This is a genomic window from Actinomadura sp. NTSP31 (genome assembly GCF_041951385.1).
Lineage (GTDB): Bacteria > Actinomycetota > Actinomycetes > Streptosporangiales > Streptosporangiaceae > Spirillospora > Spirillospora napierensis.
On sequence record NZ_JBGNUT010000055.1, the window covers coordinates 1 to 25877 of the forward strand.

At 73.5% G+C, this 25877-nt stretch carries 26 protein-coding genes; 18 read left to right on the forward strand and 8 right to left on the reverse strand.

Annotated elements, in window-relative coordinates:
- Positions 1-163: 163 nt before the first annotated feature.
- From ACA514_RS46920 to ACA514_RS46940, 5 genes are all read left to right on the forward strand, one after another.
- Positions 164-1819: an acetolactate synthase large subunit gene (locus ACA514_RS46920; RefSeq protein ID WP_375048020.1), complete on the forward strand. Its 1656-nt coding sequence runs from the start codon at positions 164-166 to the stop codon at positions 1817-1819.
- 88 nt (positions 1820-1907) lie between these two features.
- Positions 1908-2783, forward strand: a complete 876-nt coding sequence (locus tag ACA514_RS46925; RefSeq protein ID WP_375048021.1) for a hypothetical protein — start codon at positions 1908-1910, stop codon at positions 2781-2783.
- Between the two features lie 86 nt (positions 2784-2869).
- Positions 2870-3085, forward strand: a complete 216-nt coding sequence (locus ACA514_RS46930; RefSeq protein ID WP_375048022.1) for a hypothetical protein — start codon at positions 2870-2872, stop codon at positions 3083-3085.
- A 108-nt stretch (positions 3086-3193) separates the two neighbouring features.
- A complete protein-coding gene (locus tag ACA514_RS46935; RefSeq protein WP_375048023.1) occupies positions 3194-3433 on the forward strand; it encodes a hypothetical protein in 240 nt (79 codons plus the stop codon).
- A 141-nt stretch (positions 3434-3574) separates the two neighbouring features.
- Positions 3575-4150: an SDR family NAD(P)-dependent oxidoreductase gene (locus ACA514_RS46940; RefSeq protein ID WP_375048024.1), complete on the forward strand. Its 576-nt coding sequence runs from the start codon at positions 3575-3577 to the stop codon at positions 4148-4150.
- Here ACA514_RS46940 and ACA514_RS46945 read toward each other — a convergent pair whose 3' ends face one another.
- Positions 4151-5395: an MFS transporter gene (locus ACA514_RS46945; protein ID WP_375048025.1), complete on the reverse strand. Its 1245-nt coding sequence runs from the start codon at positions 5393-5395 to the stop codon at positions 4151-4153.
- An 89-nt stretch (positions 5396-5484) separates the two neighbouring features.
- Here ACA514_RS46945 and ACA514_RS46950 point away from each other — a divergent pair, with 89 nt between their 5' ends.
- The gene (locus ACA514_RS46950) at positions 5485-6066 is read left to right on the forward strand and encodes a TetR/AcrR family transcriptional regulator C-terminal ligand-binding domain-containing protein (protein WP_375048026.1); all 582 of its coding nucleotides are present in this window, start codon (positions 5485-5487) and stop codon (positions 6064-6066) included.
- Positions 6067-6117: 51 nt separating this feature from the next.
- Here the strand turns inward: ACA514_RS46950 and ACA514_RS46955 are convergent, their stop codons facing one another.
- Together ACA514_RS46955 and ACA514_RS46960 are read right to left on the reverse strand one after the other, a co-directional pair.
- Positions 6118-6924, reverse strand: coding sequence for a methyltransferase domain-containing protein (locus ACA514_RS46955; RefSeq protein ID WP_375048027.1), 807 nt, complete (start codon positions 6922-6924; stop codon positions 6118-6120).
- Positions 6925-7101: 177 nt separating this feature from the next.
- Entirely contained in the window at positions 7102-7344 is a 243-nt protein-coding gene (locus ACA514_RS46960; RefSeq protein ID WP_375048028.1) for a hypothetical protein, read from the reverse strand.
- Between the two features lie 319 nt (positions 7345-7663).
- On the opposite strand from ACA514_RS46960, the gene ACA514_RS46965 reads away from it, so the two are divergent.
- The 4 genes from ACA514_RS46965 (at position 7664) to ACA514_RS46980 (ending at position 10850) form a co-directional block, all read left to right on the forward strand.
- Positions 7664-8878 carry a sensor histidine kinase gene (locus ACA514_RS46965; protein WP_375048029.1) on the forward strand — a complete coding sequence of 405 codons (1215 nt, stop codon included), beginning with the start codon at positions 7664-7666 and terminating at the stop codon, positions 8876-8878.
- 106 nt (positions 8879-8984) lie between these two features.
- A complete protein-coding gene (locus tag ACA514_RS46970) occupies positions 8985-9632 on the forward strand; it encodes a response regulator (protein ID WP_375048030.1) in 648 nt (215 codons plus the stop codon).
- 91 nt (positions 9633-9723) lie between these two features.
- Entirely contained in the window at positions 9724-10050 is a 327-nt protein-coding gene (locus tag ACA514_RS46975) for a hypothetical protein (protein WP_375048031.1), read from the forward strand.
- Between the two features lie 122 nt (positions 10051-10172).
- A complete protein-coding gene (locus ACA514_RS46980) occupies positions 10173-10850 on the forward strand; it encodes a DUF4328 domain-containing protein (RefSeq protein WP_375048032.1) in 678 nt (225 codons plus the stop codon).
- On the opposite strand, the gene ACA514_RS46985 is transcribed toward ACA514_RS46980, so the two are convergent.
- From ACA514_RS46985 to ACA514_RS46995, 3 genes are all read right to left on the reverse strand, one after another.
- Entirely contained in the window at positions 10847-14206 is a 3360-nt protein-coding gene (locus ACA514_RS46985; RefSeq protein WP_375048033.1) for a DNA polymerase III subunit alpha, read from the reverse strand. The genes ACA514_RS46980 and ACA514_RS46985 overlap by 4 nt on opposite strands.
- 1 nt (position 14207) lies before the next feature.
- Positions 14208-14483 (reverse strand): DUF6504 family protein, encoded by a 276-nt coding sequence (locus ACA514_RS46990; protein ID WP_344279268.1) that lies wholly within the window; start codon positions 14481-14483, stop codon positions 14208-14210.
- A gap of 125 nt (positions 14484-14608) precedes the next feature.
- Entirely contained in the window at positions 14609-14887 is a 279-nt protein-coding gene (locus ACA514_RS46995; RefSeq protein ID WP_375048034.1) for a hypothetical protein, read from the reverse strand.
- A 319-nt stretch (positions 14888-15206) separates the two neighbouring features.
- Between ACA514_RS46995 and ACA514_RS47000 the strand changes: the two genes are divergently transcribed.
- The 4 genes from ACA514_RS47000 (at position 15207) to ACA514_RS47015 (ending at position 20181) form a co-directional block, all read left to right on the forward strand.
- A complete protein-coding gene (locus tag ACA514_RS47000) occupies positions 15207-15893 on the forward strand; it encodes a TetR family transcriptional regulator (protein ID WP_375048035.1) in 687 nt (228 codons plus the stop codon).
- A 94-nt stretch (positions 15894-15987) separates the two neighbouring features.
- A complete protein-coding gene (locus ACA514_RS47005) occupies positions 15988-16950 on the forward strand; it encodes a quinone oxidoreductase (RefSeq protein WP_375048036.1) in 963 nt (320 codons plus the stop codon).
- Positions 16951-16997: 47 nt separating this feature from the next.
- On the forward strand, positions 16998-18341 hold the full coding sequence (locus ACA514_RS47010; protein WP_375048037.1) for a DUF4389 domain-containing protein: 1344 nt from the start codon (positions 16998-17000) through the stop codon (positions 18339-18341).
- Between the two features lie 124 nt (positions 18342-18465).
- Entirely contained in the window at positions 18466-20181 is a 1716-nt protein-coding gene (locus ACA514_RS47015; protein ID WP_375048038.1) for a serine/threonine-protein kinase, read from the forward strand.
- 3 nt (positions 20182-20184) lie between these two features.
- On the opposite strand, the gene ACA514_RS47020 is transcribed toward ACA514_RS47015, so the two are convergent.
- A complete protein-coding gene (locus tag ACA514_RS47020; protein ID WP_375048039.1) occupies positions 20185-21141 on the reverse strand; it encodes an alpha/beta hydrolase in 957 nt (318 codons plus the stop codon).
- Positions 21142-21313: 172 nt separating this feature from the next.
- Between ACA514_RS47020 and ACA514_RS47025 the strand changes: the two genes are divergently transcribed.
- From ACA514_RS47025 to ACA514_RS47035, 3 genes are read left to right on the forward strand one after another with little or no spacing between them, the layout of a single operon-like run.
- The gene (locus ACA514_RS47025) at positions 21314-22717 is read left to right on the forward strand and encodes an amino acid permease (protein ID WP_375048040.1); all 1404 of its coding nucleotides are present in this window, start codon (positions 21314-21316) and stop codon (positions 22715-22717) included.
- A gap of 59 nt (positions 22718-22776) precedes the next feature.
- Entirely contained in the window at positions 22777-23235 is a 459-nt protein-coding gene (locus tag ACA514_RS47030; RefSeq protein ID WP_375048041.1) for a toxin glutamine deamidase domain-containing protein, read from the forward strand.
- Positions 23232-23504, forward strand: coding sequence for a hypothetical protein (locus ACA514_RS47035; protein ID WP_375048042.1), 273 nt, complete (start codon positions 23232-23234; stop codon positions 23502-23504). Before ACA514_RS47030 ends, ACA514_RS47035 begins: the two co-directional genes overlap by 4 nt.
- 6 nt (positions 23505-23510) lie before the next feature.
- On the opposite strand, the gene ACA514_RS47040 is transcribed toward ACA514_RS47035, so the two are convergent.
- Entirely contained in the window at positions 23511-24155 is a 645-nt protein-coding gene (locus ACA514_RS47040) for a LysE family translocator (protein ID WP_375048043.1), read from the reverse strand.
- Between the two features lie 174 nt (positions 24156-24329).
- Here ACA514_RS47040 and ACA514_RS47045 point away from each other — a divergent pair, with 174 nt between their 5' ends.
- Positions 24330-25868, forward strand: coding sequence for an ArnT family glycosyltransferase (locus ACA514_RS47045; protein ID WP_375048044.1), 1539 nt, complete (start codon positions 24330-24332; stop codon positions 25866-25868).
- The last annotated feature ends 9 nt before the right edge of the window (positions 25869-25877 follow it).

Consider the following 25877-nt stretch of genomic DNA (forward strand, 5'->3'; position numbering starts at 1 on the left):
GTCCGGCACGCGCCGGACCGCCCCTCCCCATTTCGGGGTGGACCGCGGGCGGGCCGCGGAACCCGCCCGTAACCGATCACACGCGGCACGATGGAATGGAGGCGGCGAACCGGGCGCTGCACCGAAGGCACCCGGAGATCAGAGACTGGAGATGGGACACACGATGTCCACGCAGGAAGACGCCGCTCGGCTACTCGTCCGGACCCTGGAGGCCGAAGGCGTCGAGTACGTGTTCGGGATACCCGGCGAGGAGAACATCCACTTCGTCCACGCCCTGAACGACTCCCCCATCCGCTACATCCTCGTCCGCCACGAGCAGGGCGCGGCGTTCATGGCCGAGATCTACGGCCGGCTCACCGGGAAGGCCGGCGTGGCCTCCGCGACGCTCGGCCCCGGCGCGATCAACCTGCAGCTCGGCGTCGCGGACGCCACCACCAACAGCACCCCCGTCGTCGCGATCTCCGCGCAGGTCGGCCTCGACCGCATCTACAAGGAGTCGCACCAGATCGTCGACCTGGTGTCGCTGTTCCGCCCGATCACCAAGTGGTCCGAGCTGGCGCCGACCGCCGAGGCGCTCCCGGAGATGGTCCGCAAGGCGTTCAAGACCGCGCAGACCGAGCGCCCCGGCGCCGTCTACCTGGCCATCCCCGAGGACGTCGAGTCGGCGAAGGTCTCCAGCGCACTGAAGCCGCTGCCGGTCAACATCGTCCGGCCGCAGGAGCCCTCGCCCTCCCAGATCGCCCGCGCCGCCGACGTGATCGCGCTCGCCCGGCAGCCGATCGTCCTCGCCGGGCACGGCGCCACCCGCGACCACGCGGGCGAGGCGCTGATCCACTTCTCCGAGCAGCTCGGCCTGCCCGTCGCCACCACCTTCAACGGCAAGGGGATCTTCCCCGACGACCACCGCAACGCGCTCGGCGCCGTCGGCTTCATGCGCCACGACTACGTCAACTTCGGCTTCGACGAGGCGGACGTCCTCATCGCCGTCGGCTACGAGCTGCAGGAGTTCGACCCGGTCAAGATCAACCCGAACGCCGACAAGAAGATCATCCACATCCACCAGTCCCCCGCCGAGGTCGACGACCACTACCCCGTCACCGTCGGCATCCAGGGCGACATCTCCCGGTCCCTGCGCGCCCTCGCCGGCAGCGTCCACCGCCGCTGGGACGTCAACGGCACCGGCGAGAAGATCCGCCGGATGATGCGCGACGAACTCGCCGAGGGCGCCACCGAGGACGGCTTCCCCCTCTCCCCCCGCCGCATCGTCGCCGACGTCCGCGCCGCCATGGGCCGCAGCGACATCGTCCTGGCCGACACCGGCGCGGTGAAGATGTGGATGGCCCGCATGTACCCGACCTACGAGCCGAACACCCTGCTGGTCTCCAACGGCCTGTCGTCCATGGGCTTCTCCGTCCCCGGCGCCCTCGCCGCCAAGCTCGCCCACCCCGACCGCCGGGTCCTCGCCGCCACCGGCGACGGCGCCTTCCTGATGAACTCCCAGGAGCTGGAGACCGCCGTCCGCGAGAACATCCCGATCACCGTCCTGATCTGGGACGACTCCGCCTACGGCCTGATCGAGTGGAAGATGGACCTCGACATGGGCGCCAGCTCCCACATCAAGTTCGGCAACCCGGACTTCGTCATGTACGCCGAGAGCTTCGGCGCCCGCGGCTACCGCGTGGAATCGGCCGGCGAGCTGCTCCCCACGCTCCGCAAGGCCCTCGCCGAGGACACCGTGTCCGTCATCACCGTCCCGGTGGACTACTCCCACAACCTGCAGCTAACGGACAAGCTGGGCGACCTGACCGGTCCGTTCTGACCTGCCCGCCGCACCGTTCATGGTCTCGAATAACCATTCGAGACCATGAACGGTGCGCGACCGTTCGATTACCGTTAGTTTGCATTCCATGCCAACGAGCGCACACGAGCTCCCGCTGGAGATGGTCCGCAACCGGCCCGAGCTCGTCCCCACGATTCTGCGGACCGTCTTCGGCCTGGACATCTCCGGCCATGCCCGGCTCGCCTCGGAGTCCTTCGCCGGCTTCAACCCGGCCGAACTCCGCTGCGACGCCACCGTCCTGTTCGACGACGACGAGAAGCCCGGCCACGGCGTCATCGTCGAGTCCCAGCAGCGGCTCGACGAGAACAAGTCCTTCAGCTGGCCCGCCTACCTCGCGCTTCTGCGCCTCCGCCACAAATGCGGGACGACCCTCCTCGTCCTCTGCCCGGACCGGAAGAGCGCCCGCCGGTGCGCCGCCCCCATCGACATGGGCCACCCGAACTGGGTGCTGGAACCCCTGACCGTCCACCCCGGCATGCTCCCCCCGATCACCGACCCCGCCGAAGCCGCCCGCATCCCCGAGCTCGCCGTCCTCAGCGCCCCCGCCCACGCCGACGGCCCGCACGCAAAAGCCGTGGTCGGAAGCGTTGCCGCCGCCATGAAGACGCTCAGCGGCGACACCGGCCCCCTGTACCATGACTATCTGATGTCGCGGTTCTCTGACGCCGCCCGCACGCTCCTGGAGGACATCGTGAAGATCGCCGACTACGAGTGGCAGTCGGACTTCGCCAAGACCCACATCGCCGAAGGCCGCGCCGAAGGAGAGGCCAAGGGCGAGGCCAAGGGCGAGGCCAAGTCGGTGCTTCTCGTCCTGGAGGCACGCGGTCTCGACGTCTCCGACTCCGTTCGCGAACGGGTCACCGACTGCACCGACATCGAGCAACTCGAACGCTGGGTCCGGCGCGCCGCCGTCATCGACCACGCCGAACAACTCTTCGACTGACCACCAGCCGGCCACCCGGCCCGCTGAGGCACCTCAGCCTCAGCGGGCCCGCCTTCTAAGCTTCGACACGAGCGCGAAAAGAAGCCATGGACGCCAGAAACTACGAGTGGCAGTCAGACTTCGCCAAGACCCACATCGCCGAAGGAGAGGCCGACGCGGTGCTGTCGGTGCTGGAGACACGAGGCCTCGCCGTCCCGAACGACATCCGCGACAAGGTCGCCGGCTGCACCGACATCGACCAGCTCAAACGCTGGGTCCGGCGCGCCGTGGTCATCGACCACGCCGAACAACTCTTCGACTGACACCCCGGCCGCCCCCGCCGCCAAGCGGGGGCGGCCACCAGCCGGGCGTCATCAAATCCCCGCGCCCGGCTCACGCCTGCTGCGCGGCTCGGCCTCGAAGAAGAGACCATGGACATCAAGAACTACGAGTGGCAGTCGGACTTCGCCAAGACCCACATCGCCGAAGGCCGCGCCGCAGGACGCGCCGAGGGCGCAGCCAAGTCGGTGCTTCTCGTCCTGGAGGCACGCGGCGTCGACGTCTCCAACTCCGTTCGCGAACGGGTCACCGACTGCACCGACATCGAGCAACTCGAACGCTGGGTCCGGCGCGCCGTGGTCATCGACCACGCCGAACAACTCTTCGACTGACACCCCGGCCGGTCCCGTCCTCTGTGGCGGGGCCGGTTCGGTGGGGGAACCAGGGTGAGCGGCGTGGGTGGCCAGGGTGTGTTGGCGGGGCGGGTTGCGGTTGTTACGGGGGTTGGGCGGCGGGCCGGGATCGGGTTCGCGGTGGCGCGGGAGCTGCTGGACGCCGGTGCGAGCGTGCTGGTGCATTCGTGGACGCCGTATGACGAGGCCGAGCCGGTGGTAGATGTTCTGGAGGCGCTCGGGGGGTTGGGGCCTCGGTTGGCTTATGTCGAGGCGGATTTCGCGGAGGCGGACGCGCCGGGGCGGGTCGTCCGGCGGGCGGTGGAGGTCTTCGGGGCGGTCGACGTGGTGGTGGCGAATCATGCGCGCAGTGCCGAGCAGACGTTGGACGAGGTCACTGCGGACGAGCTGGATCGCTGCTGGGCGGTGAACGCCCGGGCGAGCGTGCTGCTCGCCCAGGCGTTCAGCGAGGTCCATGACGACGCGCGGCCGGGTGGGCGGGTCGTGCTGTTCACCTCAGGCCAGCATCTCGGGCCGATGGGGCGGGAGATCCCGTACGCGGTGAGCAAGGGCGCGATCCATCAGATGACGCTGACGCTGGCGGATGTGCTGGCCGATCGGGGGGTCACGGTCAACGCGGTCAATCCGGGGCCGGTGGACACCGGGTGGACGGATGCCGCGTTGACCGCGACGGGCGGTGGATCACTGGGCAGGTGATCAACTCTGAGGGGGGTTTCCGGCGGTGGGGCGTTTGAGGAGGAGGCCGCCGGCGGCGAGCAGGGCGAGGGCGATCACCGCGCCGCCGTAGACGTCGGCGGTCTCGCGCAGGCCGATGTGGGTGGTGGCGATGCCGGCGGCGACGGCGGGCAGGCTGAAGGCCAGGTAGCTGAGGGTGTAGACGGTCGCGAAGAGGGCGGCGCGGCGGGCCGGTTCGGCGAGGCCGGCGGCGATGCGGAAGGCGCCGAGGAACGCGGCGCCGAAGCCGAGGCCGGAGATCACGGTGGCGGTGAAGAACAGCGGGGTGGACTCGGCGGCGAGCGCGGTCAGGGTGAGGGCGAGGCCGACGGCGAGGACGAGGGAGCCGCCGATCATCATGGGCCGGGGCGGCCGGGGGCCGGTCGCGATGACGGCGGCGGCGCTCGCGGCCATCAGCGCGAAGACGACCAGGCCGCCGACCAGGTGGTTGTGGACGCCGAGGACGCCGGCGGCGAGCGAGGGGCCGAGCGACATGTAGAGGCCGACGACGCCCCAGGTGGCGACCAGGCTCGGGACGACCAGCAGGAACGTTCCACGGGCCCCGCGCGGGACGCTGACCTGCGGGCGCAGCGAGGCGAGGGCGCCGGGCCGGCGGGCGGACGTCTCCGGCATGGCGAGGATGCCCGCGACGGCGAGGGCGCACAGCGCGGCGAGCAGCCAGTAGACGAGGGTGGTCGGCGCGGGGGCGTACTGGACGAGCAGGCCGGAGCCGAGGGCGCCCGCGCCGAGGCCGATGCCGGGGGTGGCGCTGTTGACCAGGGAGGCGAGGCGCTGGTCGTGCGGGGGCTGGAGGTCGACCAGGCCGGCGCTGATCGCGCCGGTGGCGGTGCCGGTGGCCAGGCCCTGGAGGATGCGGGCGGCGACGAGCCAGCCGACGCCGTCGGCGGCGACGAACAGCAGCATGGCGGCGACCTGGGCGATCAGTGCGGCGGCGAGCACCGGGCGGCGGCCGATGTGGTCGGACAGGGCGCCGACGGTGACGAGGGCGGCCAGCAGCGCGAGCGCGTAGACGGCGAAGACGACCGTCAGCGTCGTCGCGGAGAACTTCCATTCGGCCTGGTAGACGACGTAGAGGGGGGACGGCGCGGCGGCCGCGGCCATGAACGCCAGGAGCGTGGCGGTGAGGGTCCAGAAGGCGGCGGCGCGGGGCAGCCGGCGGGGCCGGGGGCCCGCGGCGGGTTCGGCGGCCGGGAGGGCGGTGGTCACGACTACTCCTAAAGCAAAGATATTGGCTTTAGGAGACGGTACTCGCCTCCCAACACTAAAGCAAAGAATATTGCGTTAACCTGGTCGCCATGAGCACCGCCGCCCGTCCCGCCTCCGCGCGGCCCGGTGGGCGCAGCGCCCGCGTCCGGGACGCGGTGCACCGCGCCGTCACCGAACTGGTCTGCGAGCTCGGCGCCGACCGGGTCACGATCCCGGTCGTGGCGTCGCGCGCCGGGGTCAACCCGACGACGGTCTACCGGCGCTGGGGGACGGTGCCCGCGCTGCTGGCGGAGGTGGCGGCCAAGGAACTGGACGTCGACGCCCCTCCCCCGCCGACCGGTGACCTGCGCGCCGACCTGGCGGCCTACGCCGAGTGGGACCTGGCGCATCTGTCGCGTCCGGGCGGCATCGCGTTCTTCCGCGCGGAGGTCGCGGCCGACCCCGACGAACGGAAGGCGGGCCTGCGCGAGTGCCTCCGGCAGGTGACGGGAGACCTGGAGGCGATCCTCGCCACCGCGCGGGAGAACGGCGAGACCGGCCTGCCGTCCCTCGATCGGATCATCGACCGGGTGGTGGCACCGCTGTACTTCCGGGTCGTCTTCGCCGTCCCCGGCACCGACGCCCGTTACGCCCGCGAGCTGGCCGAGGAGTTCCTCGACGGGCGGTCCTGACCGGGACGCGGCGGCCCCGCGCCGCGTCCCCGCGCCGCGTCCCCGCCCGGCTCAGGCGCGGCAGATGATCTCGCAGTTGGTGACGGAGTACCAGCCGTCCTCGGCGGCGGCCCACTCCTTCCAGCCCTCGTAGATGCGCTGCAGCTCGTCGCGGGTGGCGTATCCGCCGGCGACGGCCTTGTCGGCGACGGACGAGTCGCGCATCCGGCCGCCCCATGACTCGCTCCACCACTCGCGCTCTTCGGGGGTGGCGTAGCACCAGGCCGACGCGGACGCGGTGATGTCGGTGAAGCCGGCCCGCCGCGCCCAGGAGACCAGGCGCCGGCCGCCGTCCGGCTCGCCGCCGTTGCCGCGCGCCACCTGGTAGTAGATGGACCGCCAGGGGGCCATGGCCTCGGGTTCGGGGTACCAGACCATGGAGCCGAAGTCGGCGTCGCGGGCCGCCACGATGCCGCCGGGCTTGGCGACGCGGCGCATCTCGGCCAGCGCCCGGACGGGGTCGGCGATGTGCTGCAGGACCTGGTGGGCGTGGACGACGTCGAAGGTGCCGTCCGGGAAGTCCAGGTCGTGGACGTCGGCGACGGCGAACTCGGCGTTGGTCACCCCCCTGGCCGCCATGGTCCTGCGCGCCTCGTCCAGCACGACCTCGGCGGCGTCGGCGGCGACGACGCGTCCGGGCGCGACCAGCTCGGCCATTTCGGCCGTGATGGTGCCCGGGCCGCAGCCGACGTCCAGGACCGAAACCCCGGCGCGCAGGTGCGGGACCAGGTAGGCGGCGGAGTTCTCGACGGTGCGCCACTGGTGCGAGCTCAGGACGTTCGCGTGGTGGCCGTGGGTGTAGGTCGCGTTCGCGGACATCGGGATCCCCTCTCGGTCGGTGCCCGCACCCTACGCCCATTTCTCATACTTTGAGAACTGAATCTCATGATGCGAGACGACGAGCGTCGGACATGCGAGAGGGGGCCGAGGCACGATGGCCTCGGCCCCCTCTCGGAGCCGGTTCGTCGGGCGGCCGCCGTCAGGCCGCCCCGTCCGTCACGCCGCCAGGGCGATGCGCCGGCCGGCGACGCGCCGCGCGGCGGGGACCGCCGGGACGGGCGCCGGGGCCGAGGCCGGGGCGGGCAGCGGCTCGATCACGGCCAGCGCCGGGGAGACCTCGGCGTAGGCGTTCAGCGTCGCGTGGGTGAGTTCGGTGAGCCACGGCTGCACGACGGTCCGCTCTGCGGGCCCGTGCAGTCGCGGGTGGGTGAGATGGAATGTGCCGGTCGCTTCGCTCACTGTCGACACCCCTCATTCCTTGACCCGGCGGCCCCGCGCCTGTGCGACGGCCACCGGTTGTCACATACCCCTAGGTACGTATGCACAAGCCACGCGGTTCGGCGGCTGTTCCCAAACGCCCCAGGTTGTCCCCTAAGTCACATCCAATCTACGCAGCACCTCTGACATTTTTCGAACAGATATTCGGCTGGTCCGGGGCGGGCGCGGGGGCGGCGGTGACGGCGCGGGGCATCGGGCGGCTCAGCGTTCGGTCCGGGCGGCCGGGCATCGGCCGAACGGCCGATCCGGGGGTCCGCCCGGGGTCGTAACCTGCATAGTCGTGAGCGACACGGGAACGGGGCTGGACCGCATCCACTCGGTGGGCGGCTGCCTCGGACGCGCCGCCTACGGCGGGTTCGCCTCCCTCTACCTGCTGGCCGCGCTGATCGCGGTGCACCACGAGCCGCCGCAGCTGCTGGTGATCGTCTTCGCGGCGGCGGCGAACGCGGCGGCGCTCACACCGTCCCGGTGGCTGGTCCGCGCCGCGGTGGCCGCCGCGGCGCTGTCGATCGCCGGCAACGCCTGCTTCGGCACCGCGGTCGACCTGCACCACAGCAACCCCGCGGTGTTCGCCGAGATCGGCGGGCTGCTCATCGTCATCGCCCGGACGGTCTGGAAGACCGGCCGGGACCGCCTCGTGCCGCTGACCGTGCTGCTCGGCGTCGCGGTGCTGACCATCCCGCTGCGCTGGTCGCCGATGGGCGCGCTGGTGTTCACCGCGCCGCTCGGCATCACGGTCGCGGTCGCCCTCGGCGTCGGGCTCTACCTGCGCGCGGTGGACGCGCGCCGGGCCCGGTCGCTCGCGGCGGCGCGCCGCGACGAGCGGCTGGAACTGGCCCGCGACCTGCACGACTTCGTCGCCCACCATGTGACCGGCATCGTCGTGCAGGCGCAGGCGGCGCGGTTCGCGGCGCAGGTCGGCGCGGCGCAGTCGCCGGACCAGCTCGACACCATGTTCGCCGGGATCGAGAAGGCCGGCACCGAGGCGCTGACGTCGATGCGGCAGATGGTCGGCCTGCTGCGGGACGCGCAGCACACCTCGGCGCCCGACGGCGAGGCGTTCGGGAGCGGCGGCGCGCAGGCGGGCGAGCCGGCGACCCGGCCGGTCGGCGACCTGTCCCGGCTGCGCGACCTGGTCGCCGGCTTCCGCCATCCGCCCGCGACGCTCGCGCTGGCGCCCGACCTCGGCGCGCTGCCGCCCGAGGTCGCCGCGTCCGTGCACCGGGTCGTGCAGGAGTCGCTGACCAACGTCCGCAAGCACGCCGCCGACGCCGGGTCGGTCCAGGTCGCGGTCGCGCGGGTGGACGGCGGGTCGGTGGAGGTCAGCGTCCGCGACGACGGGCAGGGCCGGGGCCGCCGGCTGCCGTCCTCGGGGTTCGGGCTGGCCGGGCTGGCCGAGCGGGTCGACGCACTCGGCGGCCGGCTGCACGCCGGCCCCCTCCCGCAAGGCGGCTGGGAAGTCGTTGCCAGCCTTCCCACCCCTGAGGAGAAGTGATCTCCCCAAGCCACGCGACCGCCTCGACCCTCGCGATCGCACACGACGCCCGTTGAAGGGCAGGCGCCCTGGCGCCTGACCGCCGAGGGCGGTGCAAGATAGGCAGGTGACCATCCGGGTAGTGATCGCCGACGACCAGCAGATGGTGCGGACCGGATTCCGGATGATCGTCGACTCGCAGCCCGACATGGAGGTGGTCGGGGAGGCCGCCGACGGCGCCGAGGCCGTCGCGCTGACGCGCCGGCTCCGTCCCGACGTGTGCCTGTTCGACGTCCGGATGCCGAAGATGGACGGCCTGGAGGCGACCCGCCTCGTCGCCGGCGCCGACGTCGCCGACCCGCCGCGGGTGGTGATCGTCACCACGTTCGACATGGACGAGTACGTGTACGGGGCGCTGCGCGGCGGCGCGGTCGGCTTCCTGCTCAAGGACAGCGGCCCGGCGCTGCTGATCGAGGCGGTGCGCGCGGCGGCCGGCGGAGGGTCGCTGGTGTCGCCGTCGATCACCGTCCGGCTGCTGGAGCGCCTGGCGCGCCCGCCCGCGGCGCCCGCGCCGCCCCGGGAGCGGCCCACCGGCCGGGAGCTGGACGTCGTCCGGCTCGTCGCGCGCGGGCGCACGAACGAGGAGATCGCCGCGGAGCTGTTCGTGTCGCTGTCCACGGTGAAGACGCACCTCGGCAGCGTGATGCACAAGCTCGGCGCGCGGAACCGGGTCGAGGTCGCGGCGTGGGCGTGGGAGTCGGGCCTGATGACCTAGCCGTCAGGGGGACGGGGAACGGCGCGCACATCGCAACAGCTACGGGGGAACGGCACTGGCACCGGAGTCGATCGACGGCATCCCGCTGGCCGTGGCGCTCATCTGGATCGTGTGCGCCGCCGGGTGGGGGGTGGTCCTGGCGGGGCTGCGCCGCGGCCTGCGCGGCCCGGACCGCGGGCCCGCGCTGTTCGCGCACACCGCCACCCCGGCGGGCATCGTGCTGATGTCCGCGCTGCTCGGATACGGGTCGCTGTACGCGACGATCGCGCTGGCCGCGCAGTGGTGGTCGCTGTCCGTGGTGACGGGGTTCCGGCCCGCCCGGCTCGTGGCCGGAGGCGGCCTGGGGCGGCTCGCCGCGTGGTTGCTGCTGACCGCCGCCGTGACGTATGTGACGGGACGCCTCGTCCTCGGCCGGTAGCGGTGGGGCCGCGCCCGAAGATCCGCTGGACGAGTGCGAACCCTTCGCGGGCCAACCAAGTCAAACCTACGTAGTATCCGAAGCAGCGAATCGTAAAAAAGGGTCCCCTCGGAGGTGAAACCATGCCGTGTGCACTATGCGGCGACATCATCCCGTCCGAGGTCGCCCGGTGCCCGGCGTGCGGAGCCTGGGCGCGGCGCCGCGACTTCCGCGCCGTCGGGGTGGCGGTGTTCATGCTGCTCGGGTTCGACGCGTTCGTCTCGCTCGGCTCGGGGATCAGCCTGCTGAGAATGTCGCGGCCGCTGCACGACGCGACCCATGACACCTACGACGCGTCCGCCACCGGCAAGGCCCTCGCCCCGTACGGGGACGTGTTCCTGATCGGCGCGATCATGGCGGGGGTGACCGGGCTGCTGTACCTGGCGTGGCTGTGGCGGGCCTACGGGCAGTCGCCGGGGCCGCACCGCCATCACCGCGCCTGGGTGCTGCTCGGCTGGTTCTGCCCGGTGGTCAACCTGTGGCTGCCGCCCCGCATGGTCTACGAGGTCTGGGTGAACAGCGGCCGGTACCGGACGGCGGAGCGGCAGGCGGCCGGGCTGGTGGTGGCCGGCTGGTGGGGATGCGCCCTGCTCGGCCTGCTGTTCGCCCGCATGTTCGGCCACGGCAGCGTCGACACCCTCGCCGACGCCCGCTTCGACGTGCACGTCGGCGTCGCCGCGTCCGCCTTCCAGGCCCTCGCCGCCGCGCTGTGCATGGCCACCGTCTTCCAGATCACCCGCCTGCAGATCGTCCGCGACTAGGCCGGCGCCGGGCCGGACGAGCCGCCGCTCGTGTGCCACAGCGGGACGCGGGGAGGGGCGCCGCCGGCCGGGGCGATGTCGGAGTACGGGGACATCGCGAAGCCGGTCGGCTGGACGACGCGGCGGCCGACCGGGCGGGCCCGCGGGCCCCGTTCGGCCATGGCGGAGCGGACGGCGTCCATGCCGCCGTCCCGCCACCGCTCGAACAGGGACGTGAGGTCCCAGCAGGCCGTCGCGGTGATCGAGACGGCGCGGGCGCCGGCGTGCCGGACCCGGCCCCGCACGACCAGCAGCCACGAGCCGAACACGGTCGCGGCGCAGCGTTCCTGCACCGACTCGAAGAAGGCCAGGTCGACGGGGCCGGTGGAGTCGTCCAGTGTCGCGAAGACGACCCGCTGCCCGGACCGGACCGCCGGGGTCTGCGTCGCGACCTTCACCCCCGCGACCAGCACCTCCGACCCGTTGGGACGGCCCGGCAGCGCGGCGGCGCGGACGACGCCGAGGCCGTCGAGCAGCGCGTCGTAGAAGCCGAGGACGTGCCGGCTGACGTCCATGCCGAGGACGTCCAGCTCGGCCTCGACGACCTCGGCGGGCGTCATCGGCGGCAGCTCGCCGAGCGGGACGGGTTCGGCGAGGCCGATCTCGACGCCGGACAGGGCGCCGTCGCCGTCCTCGTAGCCGAGCGGCAGCTGCCCCTCGACCGCGGCGGGGCCGGTGCGGCGGGCGGTGACGCGGTCGAGGGCGCCGACGCGGCAGAGCAGGTCGCGGCGCGGCACCCGTTCGCCCGGGTACAGGGCGTCGAACGCCCCGGCGAGGACGAGGCGCTCGGCGGTCGGGCGCGACACCCGGGCGCGCCGCCAGAAGTCGGTCAGCGACGCGTACGGCCGCGCGCCGACGATCGTCCCGACCTCGGCGTCGCTGATGCCCCTGACCTCGTTGAGCGCGACGCGGATCCCGGTGGCGCCGCCCGCGGAGACGGGTTCGGCGTGCCAGTCCGGCGCGGACCGGTTGACGTCCAGCGGCAGGATCGGGACGCCGAAGTGCCGCGCGTCGTCCAGGATGACCCGCTTGGGGTACATGCCGGGGTCGTGGGTGAGGACGCCGGCGTAGAACGCGGCGGTGTGGTGCCGTTTCAGCCAGGCGGACTGGTAGGTCGGCAGCGCGAACGACGCGGCGTGCGCCTTGCAGAACCCGAACGCGCCGAACGCGGTGAGCGTCCGCCAGACCCGTTCGACGGTCGGCTCGTCGTAGCCGCGCGCCCGCGCGCGCTCGCGGAACCAGGCGCCGACGACGGCCTGGCCGCGCTCGTGGTTCAGGCTGCGCCGCGCCGCCTCCGCAGTCGACAGGCCGCAGCCGGTCATCACGTCGAAGACCCGCAGCACCTGCTCGTGGAAGACGACGACGCCGAGGCTCTCGCGCAGGGCCGGTTCGAGGTCGGGGTGCGGGTAGCCGGGCTCCCTGGTCCCGGCGCGGGCGTCCAGGAACGGCGTCACCATGTCGGAGTTGACCGGCCCGGGGCGGAACAGCGAGATGTCGATGACGAGGTCGTCCAGGTTCCAGGGCTGGAGGCGGCCGATCAGCTCGCGCTGGCCGGGCGACTCGATCTGGAAGCAGCCGAGCGTGCGGGACGTGCGGATCAGCGCGTAGGTGTCGGGGTCGTCGCGCGGGACGGCCTCCAGGTCGATCTCCTCCCCGGTCGTCCGCGCGACCTCCGCGACCGCGTGCGCCATCGCCGACTGCATCCGGACGCCGATGACGTCGAGCTTCAGCAGGCCCATCGCCTCGACGTCGTCCTTGTCGAACTGGCTCATCGGGAACCCGAGCGCGCTCTGCTCGACGGGCACGCGGTCGCGCAGCGTCGCGTTGGACAGCAGCACCCCGCACGGGTGCATGGCGATGTGGCGGGGCAGGCCGTCCAGCCGCTCGGCGATGCGGAACAGCACGTCGAGGCGGCCTTGCGACAGGTTGCTCTGCCGCAGTTCCGGCAGGTCGCGCAGCGCGGCGCCGATCTGGTTCGCCCGGATGTGCGGGAACGCCTTGGCGATCGCGTCGATCTCCTGTGGCGGCAGCCCGACGGCGTTGCCGACGTCGCGGATCGCGCTGCGCGCCCGGTAGGTCTCCATCATCGACACGCAGGCCGTGCCGGCGGCGCCGTACCGGTCGAACAGCGCCCCGTAGGCCTCCAGCCGCCGCGCCGACTCCACGTCGAGGTCGATGTCGGGCAGGCCCTCGCGGCTGTCGGCGAGGAACCGCTCCATGACGAGATCGTGCCGGAGCGGGTCGAGGTCGCCGATCCCGAGCAGGTAGTTGACCAGGCTGCCCGCGCCGGAGCCGCGGATCGCGCAGCGGATGCCGCGCGAGCGGATCAGCGCGGCCGCGTCGGCGACCGTGAGGAAGTACGAGGCGAGGCCCTTGCGGGCGATCACGGCCAGCTCGTCGGCGAGCCGCGCCTCCGCGCGCCGGGACCCGCCGAGGCCGCGGCGGGCCATCCCCTCCGCGCAGCGGGCGGCGAGCCGGGCGTGCGGATCACCGGTCACCTCGGGCAGGTGCACCGCGTCCATCCCCAGGTCACGGCCCGGGTCCAGGACGCACCGCGCCGACAGCCGGCGGGTCTCGGCGAGCAGCGCGTCCGCCTCGTCCGGGCCGCAGGCGAGCTCCGCGGCCCGGCGCATCCGCGGCTCCGACTTCAGGTAGGCGTGCCCGGTCCGGTCGTCCAGGTGCCGCCGGTCCAGCGGGACGAGCCGGCGCGTCACGTCCAGCACCTGAGCCACCGGATGGTCGGCCGGCTCCAGATACCGGACGGCATTGGCGAGCACCGCGGGCACCCCGGCCTCCCGGGCGAGCGCGAGCATCCGCGCCGCCCGGTGCCCGTCCCCCACGTCGTGGTGGTTCACGATCTCGATCACCGTCTCGGCCGTCGCCCGCCACCGCGCCAGCAGCCGGGACGCCACGTCCGGGCGCCGCGCCGCGACGGCCCGTCCCACGTCGGAGGCGGGGCCGAGCAGGACCACGAGCCCGTCGGCGTGCGCGCCGACCATCTCCCGCGTCGTCACCGGGCGGCCCCGCTCGCCCGCCGCGTGCGCCGCGCTGACCAGCCGGCACAGCGACCGCCAGCCGGTGCGCCCCGCGGCCAGCACCACGACGCGCTCGCCGCCGGCGAAGCCGAGGTCGGCGCCCACGACCGCGCCGATCCCCGCGTCGGCGCACGCTTGGACGTGCCGGACCGCGCCGTACAGCCCGTCCCGGTCGGTCAGCGCGAGGGTCTCCATGCCGAGGTCCGCCGCGCGGGCGGCCAGCGCGGCGGGCGGCGCCACCCCGTACCGGAGCGAATACCCCGAAGCGACATGAAGGTGCACGTCAATCCCATACCCGGGAAAGAAGCCATGTGTCGGACGCCGCGTCGTAGCGCAGCTCGTAGACCCCGATCTCCCGGTCCGGGGTCGCCTCGACCCGCCAGAACTCCCGCTCGCCGGTGGCCTCGCCGTCGGGATGCTGCTCCCGCCACCAGTCGCGGGTCGTGACCCAGTGCTCCAGCACCCGCCGGACGCGGTAGAGCCGGCCACGCCAGACGAACCGGACCGGACGCCCGTCGCTCACCCAGACGTCCACCGGGTCGCCGAACACGCGTGTCATCTGCCTCCCCCTCGTGCTCGCCGCACGGGGGAAGGGAGCATGCGGCCGTTCGAACATACGTTCGCGACCGAGTCTAGAGACCCCCGAGACGGACAAGCAAGACGGGGTGCGGTGGACGCGCCAGCTCAGCCGAGCAGGCCGGCGATCCGGTCGGCGGCGACGACGGCCGCGGCGGCGTCGGCCATGCCGCCGCCGGGCCACAGGTAGGACCAGCCGGCGCCGACCGGGGTGGCGACGACCATGATCTGCCGGAGCGTGCGGGGCCCGTGGACCCTCAGCATGCTCCCGCCGGGGCCGGCGAGCCGGCAGGACAGGCCGCGGGCCTCCAGCTCGTACGCCAGGGCCGCCAGGTGCCGGCGACGCACCTCGGCGATCTCTCCTCCATCGGCTACAGACACCCGCATCAGCCGCCTCAGCATGGACCGGGCCGCCCGCCGGCGACCATGAGCGATCGTGCGGCGACCGTTGGTGACCGGCTCTCAGGATGGCCCGTACCGGCGGGCCGCGCAGCGGAAACGCCGAGAGTGGGACGGGGTTTTCCGGGCCCGGCGCCGATGGTCCTGGCAGGCGAAGTGGGCGCGCCGTCCCCGGGTGCGCCAATCGGCCGGCCGGCACCGCGTCTTCCGCATAACGGAACCCGGTTCGGATACGGAGGGTCCGTCCGTGATAGAAGCCTCTCTGAGACGGGCGTGCCGCGCCCGGCCCCGGAGAAGGAGTCAGCCGATGGCCCCCGCCCCCGCCGGCGTCGAACCGGGTCCCCCGGAGGGCGCGGGCGTCCCGGCGCGCACCGAGCGCGCCCTGGCCGGGCTGCGCGAGCGCAAGAAGCAGAAGACGCGGCTCGCGCTGATCGACGCGGCGCTGGAGCTGTTCCTCGAGCAGGGCTACGAGGCGACGACGATCGACGAGATCGTGGCCGCGGTGGAGGTGTCCCAGCGCACGTTCTTCCGCTACTTCGCCACCAAGGAGGACGTCGTCACGAGCTTCCCCGCCGAGCACGACCACGTGCTGGCGGAGGCGCTGGCGGAGCGGCCGGCGGAAGAGCGCCCGTTCACCGCGCTGTTCGAGTCGCTGCGCGTGGTGCTGCGCACCATCGCCGGCAGCGACCCGGCCGACAGCGAGCGGTTCCGCCGCGTCCGGCAGGTGATCGAGGCGACGCCGTCGCTGATCTCGGCGCAGATGGCGCGGTACAAGGCGGCCGAGAGCGAGCTCGCCGCCGAGATCGCGCGGCGCGAGGGCGTCGACCTGGAGCACGATCTGCGGCCGCGGATCGTGGTGGCGTTCTACTCGTCGGCGACGCGGGTCGCGTTCGAGGACTGCGCGCGGCAGGAGATCTGGGATCCCGAGACCGTCGCGGCCCGGGTCGAGGAGGCCGTCGCGCTCGTCAGCCGCACCATGCGCGACTGGGTGTGACGGGCCGGGTGTGACGGGCCGGGCGTGCCGGAATAGCCCGCGGGCATGGCGGGTTGCGGCGTTCCGGAGGGTTCCCCGAACGGCAGGAGTGGATATGCGCGCGATCGTCGTCTCCGAGAGCGGCGGCCCGGAGGTGCTGAAGGCCGGCGAGCGTCCCGACCCGGTCCCCGGCGCCGGGGAGGTGCTCGTCGACGTGGCGGCGAGCGGCGTCAACTTCATCGACGTCTACCACCGGACGGGCGCCTACGCGCAGTCGCTGCCCTACACGCCGGGCGTGGAGGGCGCGGGCACGGTGGCCGCGGTCGGCGACGGCGTCACGGACTTCGCGGTGGGCGACCGGGTGGCCTGGTCGAACGTGCCCGGCTCGTACGCGCAGCGGGCCGCGGTCCCGGCGGACAAGGTCGTGCCCGTCCCGGACGGCGTGGGCCTGGAGGACGCGGCCGCCGCGCTGCTGCAGGGCATGACGGCGCACTACCTGACGCGCTCGATCCACGAGGTGAAGGCGGGCGACACCGTCCTCGTGCACGCGGCGGCGGGCGGGATGGGCCTGCTGCTCACCCAGGTCTGCAAGGCGGCGGGCGCCCGCGTCATCGGGACCGCGTCGACGCCCGAGAAGAAGCGGACGGCCCGGGACGCGGGCGCCGACGAGGTGCTCGACTACGACGGCTTCGCCGACCGGGTGCGGGAGCTGACCGGCGGCGAGGGCGTCGCCGTGGTGTACGACGGCGTCGGCGCGCCCACGTTCGACGGCAGCCTGGCGAGCCTGCGGCGGCGCGGGGTCCTCGCGCTGTACGGCGCGGCGGGCGGGAAGGTGCCGCCGTTCGACCCGCAGCGGCTGAACGCGGCCGGTTCGCTGTTCCTGACCCGGCCGACGCTCGCGCACTACACCGCGACCCGCGAGGAACTGCTGGAACGCGCCGCCGACGTGTACGGCTGGATCGCCTCCGGCGACCTGGAGCTGCACATCGGGCACCGCTACGACCTCGCGGACGCGGCCACCGCGCACGCCGACCTGGAGGCGCGCCGCACCACGGGCAAGCTGCTGCTGATCCCCTGACGCCGAACGATGATCAGGGCGGCGCCGGCTCCCTTAGCCTTGCCTCCATGACGACATACACCGCCGATCCCCTCGAACAGGACGAGCCCCGCGTCCTCGGGCCCTACCGCCTGCTCGGCCGGCTCGGCCGCGGCGGGATGGGCACCGTGTACCTGGCCGCCGAGCCGGACGGGCGCCGGGTCGCGGTGAAGGTCGTCAACCGGGAGCTGGCCGGGGAGCCGGCGTTCGTCGCCCGGTTCCGCCGCGAGGTCACCGCCGCGCGCCGCGTCCACCGGTTCTGCACCGCGCCCGTGCTGGACGCCGAGCTCGACCAGGACCCGCCGTACGTCGTCACCGAGTACATCGACGGGCCGAGCCTGGAGGCGGCCGTCAAGGAGCGCGGGCCGCTGCCCGGCTCGGACCTGGAGTCGATCGCGGTCGGGGTCGCGACGGCGCTCGCCGCGATCCACGGCGCCGGGATCGTGCACCGCGACCTCAAGCCCGCGAACGTGCTGCTGTCGTCCACCGGCCCCCGCGTCATCGACTTCGGCATCGCCCGCGCCCTCGACGCGGCGGACGGCCCGACCCGCACCGGCCAGTTCGTCGGCACCCCGTCCTACATCGCGCCCGAGGTGCTGCACGGGGGGCCGGTCGAGCAGGCGTCGGACGTCTTCGCGTGGGGGTGCGTCATCGCCTACGCCGGGACGGGCCGTCCGCCGTTCCAGGGCGAGTCGGTCGCCGACACCTTCCGCCGGATCGGCGCGGAGGAGCCGGTGCTGGACGGCCTCGACCCGCGGCTGCGCGCGATCGTCGCCGCCGCGCTCGACAAGGACCCGCGCAACCGGCCGACCGCGGAGCGGCTGCTCGCCCGGCTCGTCGGGCCGGAGCGGGCCGACCCGGAGCGGCTCGCGGAGACGGTCTCGGCGACCTGGCGGCGCCCGGACGGTGCGCGGCCCGCGCCGCCCGCGCCGGTTCCGCCGCCCGCACCCGCCCCGGCGCCGCACGTCCCGGCGCCGCGTCCCGCCGCGCCGCCGGCCGCCGAGGCGCCCGCGGTTCCGGAGCCCGCCGAGGCCGCGGCGCCTGCGGAGCGGGGCGCGGACGAGGAGACCGTGCTGGTCGACCTGCCGTTCCCGGCGGCGTGGCGCGGGCCGCGGCGCTGGTTCACCCTGCTGCGCGGCCTGCTGGTGATCCCGCACCTGCTGGTGATGCTGCTCATGTACGCCGCGCTGGTGGTCGTGATGCCGGTGAGCTGGCTGGTGATCCCGTTCACCGGCCGCTACCCGCGGCCGCTCTACGGCCTGGTCGTCGGCTGCCAGCGCTGGTCGAGCCGCGTCGTGGCGTACGCCTTCGGGCTCACCGGCGAGAAGCTGCCGCCGTTCCGCACGCTGCCCCGCGCGCGCCGGACCCGCTGAGCCCGCGCGCCGGACCCGCCGAGAACGCTGAACCCGACGCGCGCTCCGCGCGTCTGAAACGTCGGCGGCCGCTAGGGTGCTAACGCGAACCCCCCAAACCCCCCTTTCCCAGGAACTTCACACCATGACGACGCACGCAGGAGAGAACGGCGAGGCCCTGCGCCCCGAGGACCCCACCGAGCTCGGCCCCTACCGGCTGGTGGGGCGGCTCGGCCGCGGCGGCATGGGCACGGTCTACCTCGGCGAGGACGCCGGCGGGCGGCGCGTCGCCGTCAAGGTGATCAACCGCGAGCTGGCCGGGGAGGTGCCGTTCCGCGACCGGTTCCGCCGCGAGGTGACCGCCGCGCGGCAGGTCCGCCGGTTCTGCACCGCGCCGGTGCTGGACGCCGAGCTGGACCGCGACCCGCTGTACGTGGTCACCGAGTACATCGAGGGCCCGAGCCTGGAGACCGCCGTCGCCGAGCGCGGCCCGCTGCCCGGCTCCGACCTGGAGGGTCTCGCGGTCGGGGTGGCGACGGCGCTCGCCGCGGTGCACGGCGCCGGGATCGTGCACCGCGACCTCAAGCCCGCGAACGTGCTGCTGTCGTCCACCGGGCCCCGCGTGATCGACTTCGGCATCGCCCGCGCCCTGGACGCGGCGGACGGCCCGACCCGCACCGGCCAGTTCGTCGGGACGCCGAACTACCTGCCGCCCGAACTGCTGCGCGGCGAGCCGGTCACCCCGGCCTCCGACGTGTTCTCCTGGGGCTGCGTCGTCGCCTACGCCGGGACGGGCCGGGCGCCGTTCGCCGGCAGCACCGTGCCGGAGATCTTCTACCGGGTCGCGCACGACGAGCCGAAGCTCGACGGCCTCGACCCGGCCCTGCGCGACGTCGTCGCCGCCGCGCTCGACAAGGACCCGCGGAGCCGGCCGTCGGTCCAGGAGCTGCTCGGCCGCCTGGTCGGCTCCGGGCGGACGCCCGACCCGGCCGTGCTCGCCCAGACCGTCCAGGCGAGCTGGCACGGCGCCGGGACGGATCCGACCGTGCAGGGGCGGCACGCCCAGCCCGGGCCGACCGCCCTGCTCGGCGCGGACGCCACCCGCCGCGACTCCCGCCCCGCCGGCCGCCCGGCCGGCGCCGGCGGCCTCGGCGGCGTGCCGAAGCGTCCGCTGCTCATCGCGGGCGCCGCCGTCGCCGCGCTGGCCGTCGTCGCCGCGGTCGTGGCGTTCACCGTGTTCCGCTCGGACGGCCCGCCGGACAAGCTCGCCACCGTGTTCAGCGACGACTTCTCCAGCCAGGACTCCGGCTGGAGCGGAGGCCTCTACGGCAGCCAGTACGGCTACAAGGACGGCAAATACTGGCTCGACACCGACACGATCTCCGCCGCGCGGTCGCGGGACGTGCCCAAGGACCCCAAGGACGTCCCGGACCCGATGCTGATGACCGTCACGGTCACCGTCTGGCAGGGCGCGCCGGACGCGCACTACGGCATGGCGTGCCGGACGGGCGACAACGGCAAGCAGCAGTACACGTTCCTCGTCCGGCACGACGGCAAGGGCGCGACGCTCCGCAAGACCAGCGCCGCCCTCGGCTCCAAGGAGCTGGCCTCGCCCGACTCCGTCCCCGGCTTCGCCAAGAAGGGGCCGAACAAGGTGCAGGTCGCCTGCGAGGGCGAGGACGGCGGCAAGAAGGTCCGGCTGCGGCTGTGGGTGAACGGCGAGCAGGTCGTGGACGAGACCGACGGCGACCAGCCGCTGCCGAACGGCGGGGCGAGGCTGCAGATCGAGCGGGGCGGCAACCAGGCCGAGAAGAGCGTCGTCGGCTTCGACGACTTCGACCTGTCGAAGATCACCGGCTAGCGGTCAGCGGGGCGGCAGGTAGCCGGCGGTCCAGCGGGTCAGCTCGGCGAACACCTCCCGGCGGGCCGGTTCGGCCGACAGCGTCAGGTCGTGCAGCCCGCCGTCGATCCGCACGAGCGTGACGTGCCGGCCGAGCCGGGACGCCCATTTCGCCATGTGCGCGACGTCCAGGACGGCGTCGGCGCCGGTGACGTCCAGCACCTTGCGGGACGGGCGGACGCTGCGCGAGGAGGCCATGACCAGCACCGGGACGTCGATGTCCAGGCCCTTGTGCACGCGCAGCTGGCCGCGCCGGACCGCGTCGAGCCACGCCGCGCGCACCGGGAACCCCTCCATCGGCTTCCAGGCGAGGTCGAAGTCCCATTCGCCCTCGTGGTCGCGGTGGATGCTGCGCGGGTACCGGTCGCTCACCCCGGCGGGCAGCGTCGCCTTCGGGAACCGGGGGCGCAGCGCCCGCGCCAGGCCCGCGCCGATCTTGCGCATGGGCAGGGGCTCGTTGATGTCGAGGAACGGGCTGTTGAGGAACACCCCGTCCACCAGGCCCTTCCCGCGGGCCCGTTCGGCCCACAGCGCGGCGATCAGCCCGCCGGTGGAGTGCCCGTTCAGCAGCAGCGTGCCGTGCCCGTCCACGTCCCGGATGATCCGGACGGCCTCGTCGATCTCGGGGAAGTACTCGCTCAGGCTCTCGATGTAGTTCGCCGTCTGGTGCGGCCGCAGGGAGCGCCCGTACTTGCGCAGGTCGAGGGCGTAGAAGTCGAAGCCGAGGCCGAGGTAGAAGTCGGCGAGGTGCGTCTGGAAGAAGTAGTCGACGAACCCGTGCAGGTACAGCACCGCCCGGCCGGACGGTTCCGCGCCGCGCCGCCGGACGAGCGTCGCGACGACCTCCCCTTCGGCGTCGTGCCCCATCGGCAGCTCGATCGCCTCGTACCCGGGGCCGAGCACATCCGCCGTCACGTCCATCGCGCCTCCCTCGCCGTACCGCCGACCTCAGCGTACGGTGCGGGACCACCGTCCCGGATCGCCATAATCGGACGTCCGATACGTGGATCACAACAGTCCTAAATTCCCCTAAGGTGAGTGACGACCCTGTCACGGGTCGCGACCCCCAGCCGCCGACCAGGGAACCCGAGCGATGACCGACACCACCGACGACCGTCCGGCCCGCCTGCGGACGGGGCTGCGCCGCCGGCACATGACGATGCTCGCCATCGGCGGCGCGGTCGGCGCGGGCCTGTTCGTCGGCAGCGGCGCCGTGATCGGCACCGCCGGGCCCGCCGCGGTGGTGTCCTACGCGGTTGCGGGCGTGCTGGTGCTGTGCGTGCTGCGGGCCCTCGGCGAGATGGTGGTGGCGCGGCCGGTCGCCGGATCGCTGGCCGAGTACGCGCGGATGGCGCTCGGCCCGTTCGCCGGGTTCACGATCGGCTGGCTGTACTGGTACCTGTACGTCGTCCTCGTCGGCGCCGAGGCGACGGCGGGCGCGGCGATCCTCGCCGGCTGGATCGACCTGCCGCAGTGGTTCCTCGCCGCGGTGCTGCTGGTGGTGATGACGGCGGTCAACCTGGTGTCGGTCCGCTCGTTCGGCGAGTTCGAGTTCTGGTTCGCCTCCGTCAAGGTCGCCGCGATCCTGGTGTTCCTGGTGCTCGGCGTGCTGTGGATCGCGGGCCTGTGGCCGGACTCCCCCGGCGGGCTGGACGTGCTGACCGGGCACGGCGGCTTCGCCCCGAACGGGGTCAAGGCGGTCTTCACCGCGATCGTGGGGGTGATGTTCGCCTTCGGCGGCACGGAGATCGTCACGATCGCCGCCGCCGAGAGCGAGGAGCCCGGCCGGGCCGTCGCGAAGGCCACCGGGAACGTGCTGTACCGCGTCGCGCTGTTCTACGTGCTGTCCATCCTGCTGGTGGTCTCGATCCTGCCGTGGAACGACGCGAAGGTGCTGACCAGCCCGTTCGTCAGCGCGCTGGACCGGCTGGACGTGCCCGCCGCCGGCACGGTGATGCAGGCGGTGATCCTGACCGCGGTGCTGTCGGTGCTGAACTCGGCGATCTACGTCTCGTCCCGGATGCTGTACGTGCTGACCCGGGACGGCGACGCGCCCGCCGGGCTGGTGCGGCTGAACCGGCGCGGCGTCCCGGTCCGCGCGATCCTGCTCGGCACCGTCGCGGCCTGGGCCGCGGTGATCGCCTCGTACGCCTCGCCCGACCAGGTGTTCAAGTTCCTGATGAACTCGATCGGCGTCATCCTGGCGTTCGTCTACCTGTCGATCATGTTCTCGGAGCTGCGGCTGCGCGCCCGGCTGCGGCGCGCGGACCCCGGCGCCCTCACCTACCGGATGTGGCTGTACCCGTACTTGTCGTGGCTGGTCATCGCCGCGCTGGTGGCGGTGCTGGTGTCGATGGCCTTCATGCACGCGCAGCGGTCGCAGCTGATCGCCTCGCTGGTCAGCCTCGCCGTGGTGGCCGCCTGCTACCCGCTGCGCGCCCGGTTCGGCAAGACCCCGCCCGTCACCGCTCCCCCCGTCCCGCCGGATGCGCGCTGACCGGCGCTATGCCCTAGTCTCTCGCGAAGATCATCGGACGGATCGGAGCAGTTCCCCCCATGACGGAACCGGCCCAGCTGGAGGGCAGCCGCACCAGCAACGCGCTGGAGTGCGCGCTCGCCTTCCTCAAGACCTGGTACGGCGAGCCCGCCGCCGCGGGCAGCGTGCGCTACGACCCCGGGGACGCGCTCAGCATCCTGCGCGGCGAGCCCCGCGCCCGCGAGCGCGCCGAGCGGACCCTCGGCGCCGCGTTCCGCTACATCGGCCCGGACGCGGCCGCGCTCGACGCGATCCGGGACCGGCTCCTGCAGCTCGGGCACGGCCACGCGGCGCTGATCGTCAACGGCTGGCACCCGAGCGAGGGCACCGGCACGCACGCCTGGAACGCCTGCAACCACGAGGGCCGCGTCACCTGGCTGGACACCTGCCGCGGCGAGCGCGGCCCCGAGCCGCTCTACCCGGACGTCCACGGCGTCTGGGCGATCATCACCGACGCCGCCGGACGGGGGATGCCGTGATCACGCGCGAGTGGGTGCTGGAACGCTCCCGTGCCATGTTCGCCGCCTCCCCCACCGCGGCGGGCCCGGTCGAGGTCGGGCTGCACGAGTTCGACCTCGGCTTCGTCGTGTGGCCGGTGGAGCCGCCGCCCGCCGACTGGTCCCGTCCGCCGGACACCATCGGCGGCAGCGTCGTGGTGCTGGACCGGCAGACCGGACAGGTCAGCTTCTGGCCCCGCCTGTCCGCCCGCCACGTCGCCGACATGTACCGCAAGAGCCAGGCGTCCTGAGGGCGCTCAGTCCTTGCGGCCCGTCGCGGCGACGGTGACGCCGAGGCCGATCATCATCAGGCCGCCGGTGCCGCCGATCGCCGCGAGCCGGCGCGGCGAGCGGGCGAACCAGGCCCGGGCGGCGCCGGCCGCCAGCCCCCAGCAGCTGTCGCACAGCAGCGCGATCACCACGAAGATCAGCCCGAACACCAGCATCTGCAGCGGCACGTGCCCGTGCCCGCGGTCCACGAACTGCGGCAGGACGGCGGCGAAGAAGACCGTCGTCTTCGGGTTGGTGATCCCGACCGTGAAGCCCTGCCACAGGTCCTTGGCGCGGCTGCGGCCGCCCATGGCGCCCGTGCCGCCGACCGCCTCGCTCAGCGACCGGCGGTGCCGGAACGCCTGGACGCCGAGGTACACCAGGTAGGCGGCGCCCGCCAGCTTCAGGGCGGTGAACACCATGACGGACCGCGCCACGATCGAGCCGATCCCGAACGCGACGGCGAGGGCCAGCGCGAGCGCGCCGATCTCGTTGCCGACGACGCTGGTCAGCGCGGTGCCGCGGCCGTGGGCGAGGGCCCGGCCGACGACGAACAGCACGGTCGGTCCGGGGATCAGGATGATGGCCAGCGCCATCGCGGAGAAGGCGAGCAGTTGCCCGGTCGACATCATCCTCGAACAGTACGCACCTGACACCCCGGAGCCCATCCCATTTTTTCGCCCGCCCTCGACCTGCGTGGTCCTGCGGGCGTCCGATCGGTTCCGGGAGGCGGCGGCGGAAGATGACCATTCCTGGCCGGTGGAAACACCGTGACGTAGACCACATGACCGACATAGCGTTCGCGCATGACCGCTCACGCCTCAGCGGCGTCCGGCCCGATCGAAGCCACCTCCCCCGATGAGGCCCCCGCGCTCGCCTGGCGGCCGGTGCTGCTGATCGCCGGGGTGCTCGGGGCGCTGCTGCTCGCGGTCGCCGCCCGTTACGGCTACCACCGCGACGAGCTGTACTTCCGGGTCGCCGGACGGCATCCGGCCTGGGGCTATCCGGACCAGCCGCCGCTGCTGCCGCTGCTGACCCGGGCCGTGACGGAGGCGTTCGGCGACACGCTCGTGGCGCTGCGCGTCCCGGCGGCCGTCTTCTCCGCGGCGGGCGTCGTCGTCGCGGCGCTCACGGCGCGGGAGATGGGCGGCCGGCGCCGCGCCCAACTCCTCACCGCCGCGTCCTACGCGGTGTGCCCGTTCGTGGTCGCCGTCGGCCACACCTTCTACACCGCGACGCTCGACCTGCTGCTGTCGACGGCGCTGGTGTGGCTCGTGGTCCGGTGGGTGCGGACGTCCGACCAGCGGATGCTGCTCGCGGCCGGCGCGGTCGCGGCGGCCGCGCTGAGCGTCAAGTACCTGGCCGGGTTCCTGCTCGCCGCGCTCGTCGTGGGCCTGCTGGTGTCCGGTCCCCGCGACTTCCTGCGCCGCCCGATGCTCGCGGCCGGCGCCGCGGTGATCGCGATCGCCGTGCTGCCGGGGGTGCTCTGGCAGGCCCGGCACGGCTGGCCGCAGGTCGACATGGCCGGCGAGATCGCCGACAGCGGCGACTTCGCCGGGCGGCCCGGGTTCGTCCCGTTCCAGATCCTGATGACGGGGATCCTGCCGTCCTGGCTGTGGATCTACGGGCTGTGGCGGACGTACCGGTCGGAGGGCCTGCGCCCGTTCCGCTTCCTCGGCCACGCCTACCTGCTGCTCAACGTCGTGTTCATCGCCACCGGCGGCAAGCCGTACTACCTGGCCGGGCTGTGGGCGGCGCTGTGGGCGGCGGGCGCCGTGGAGATCGAGCGGCACGGCGCGCCGCGCGGCTGGGGATGGGCGGCGACCGTCCCGGCGTACGCGGTCACGGCCGTGTGCAGCATCGCGCTGACGCTGCCGGTGTACCCGGTGAAATGGCTGGCCGACACCCCGCAGCCGGCCGTCAACGCCGACTCCGCCGAGACCGTCGGCTGGCCCCGGTTCGCGCGGGAGGTCGCGCGCGCCTACGGCGCGCTGCCGCCGGACGAGCGCGCCAGGGCGACGATCGTGGTGGGCAACTACGGCGAGGCCGGGGCTCTCGACCGGTACGGCCGGAAGCTCGGCCTGCCCCGCGCCTACAGCGGCCACAACGGCTTCTGGTACTTCGGCCGCCCGCCCGACACCGGTGGCCCCACCATCCTCGTCGGCCCGGACGACGTCGCCGAGGGGGCGCGCCTCAACCGCTACTGGACGGACGTGCGCGCGGTGGGCCGCATCGACGACGGCGTCGGCCTCGACAACGAGGAGCAGGGCAAGCCGGTGTGGGTGTGCCGGGGCCAGCGCGCGCCCTGGACGCGGCTATGGCCCGACTTCAAGGCACTCGGCTGACCCGCCGCG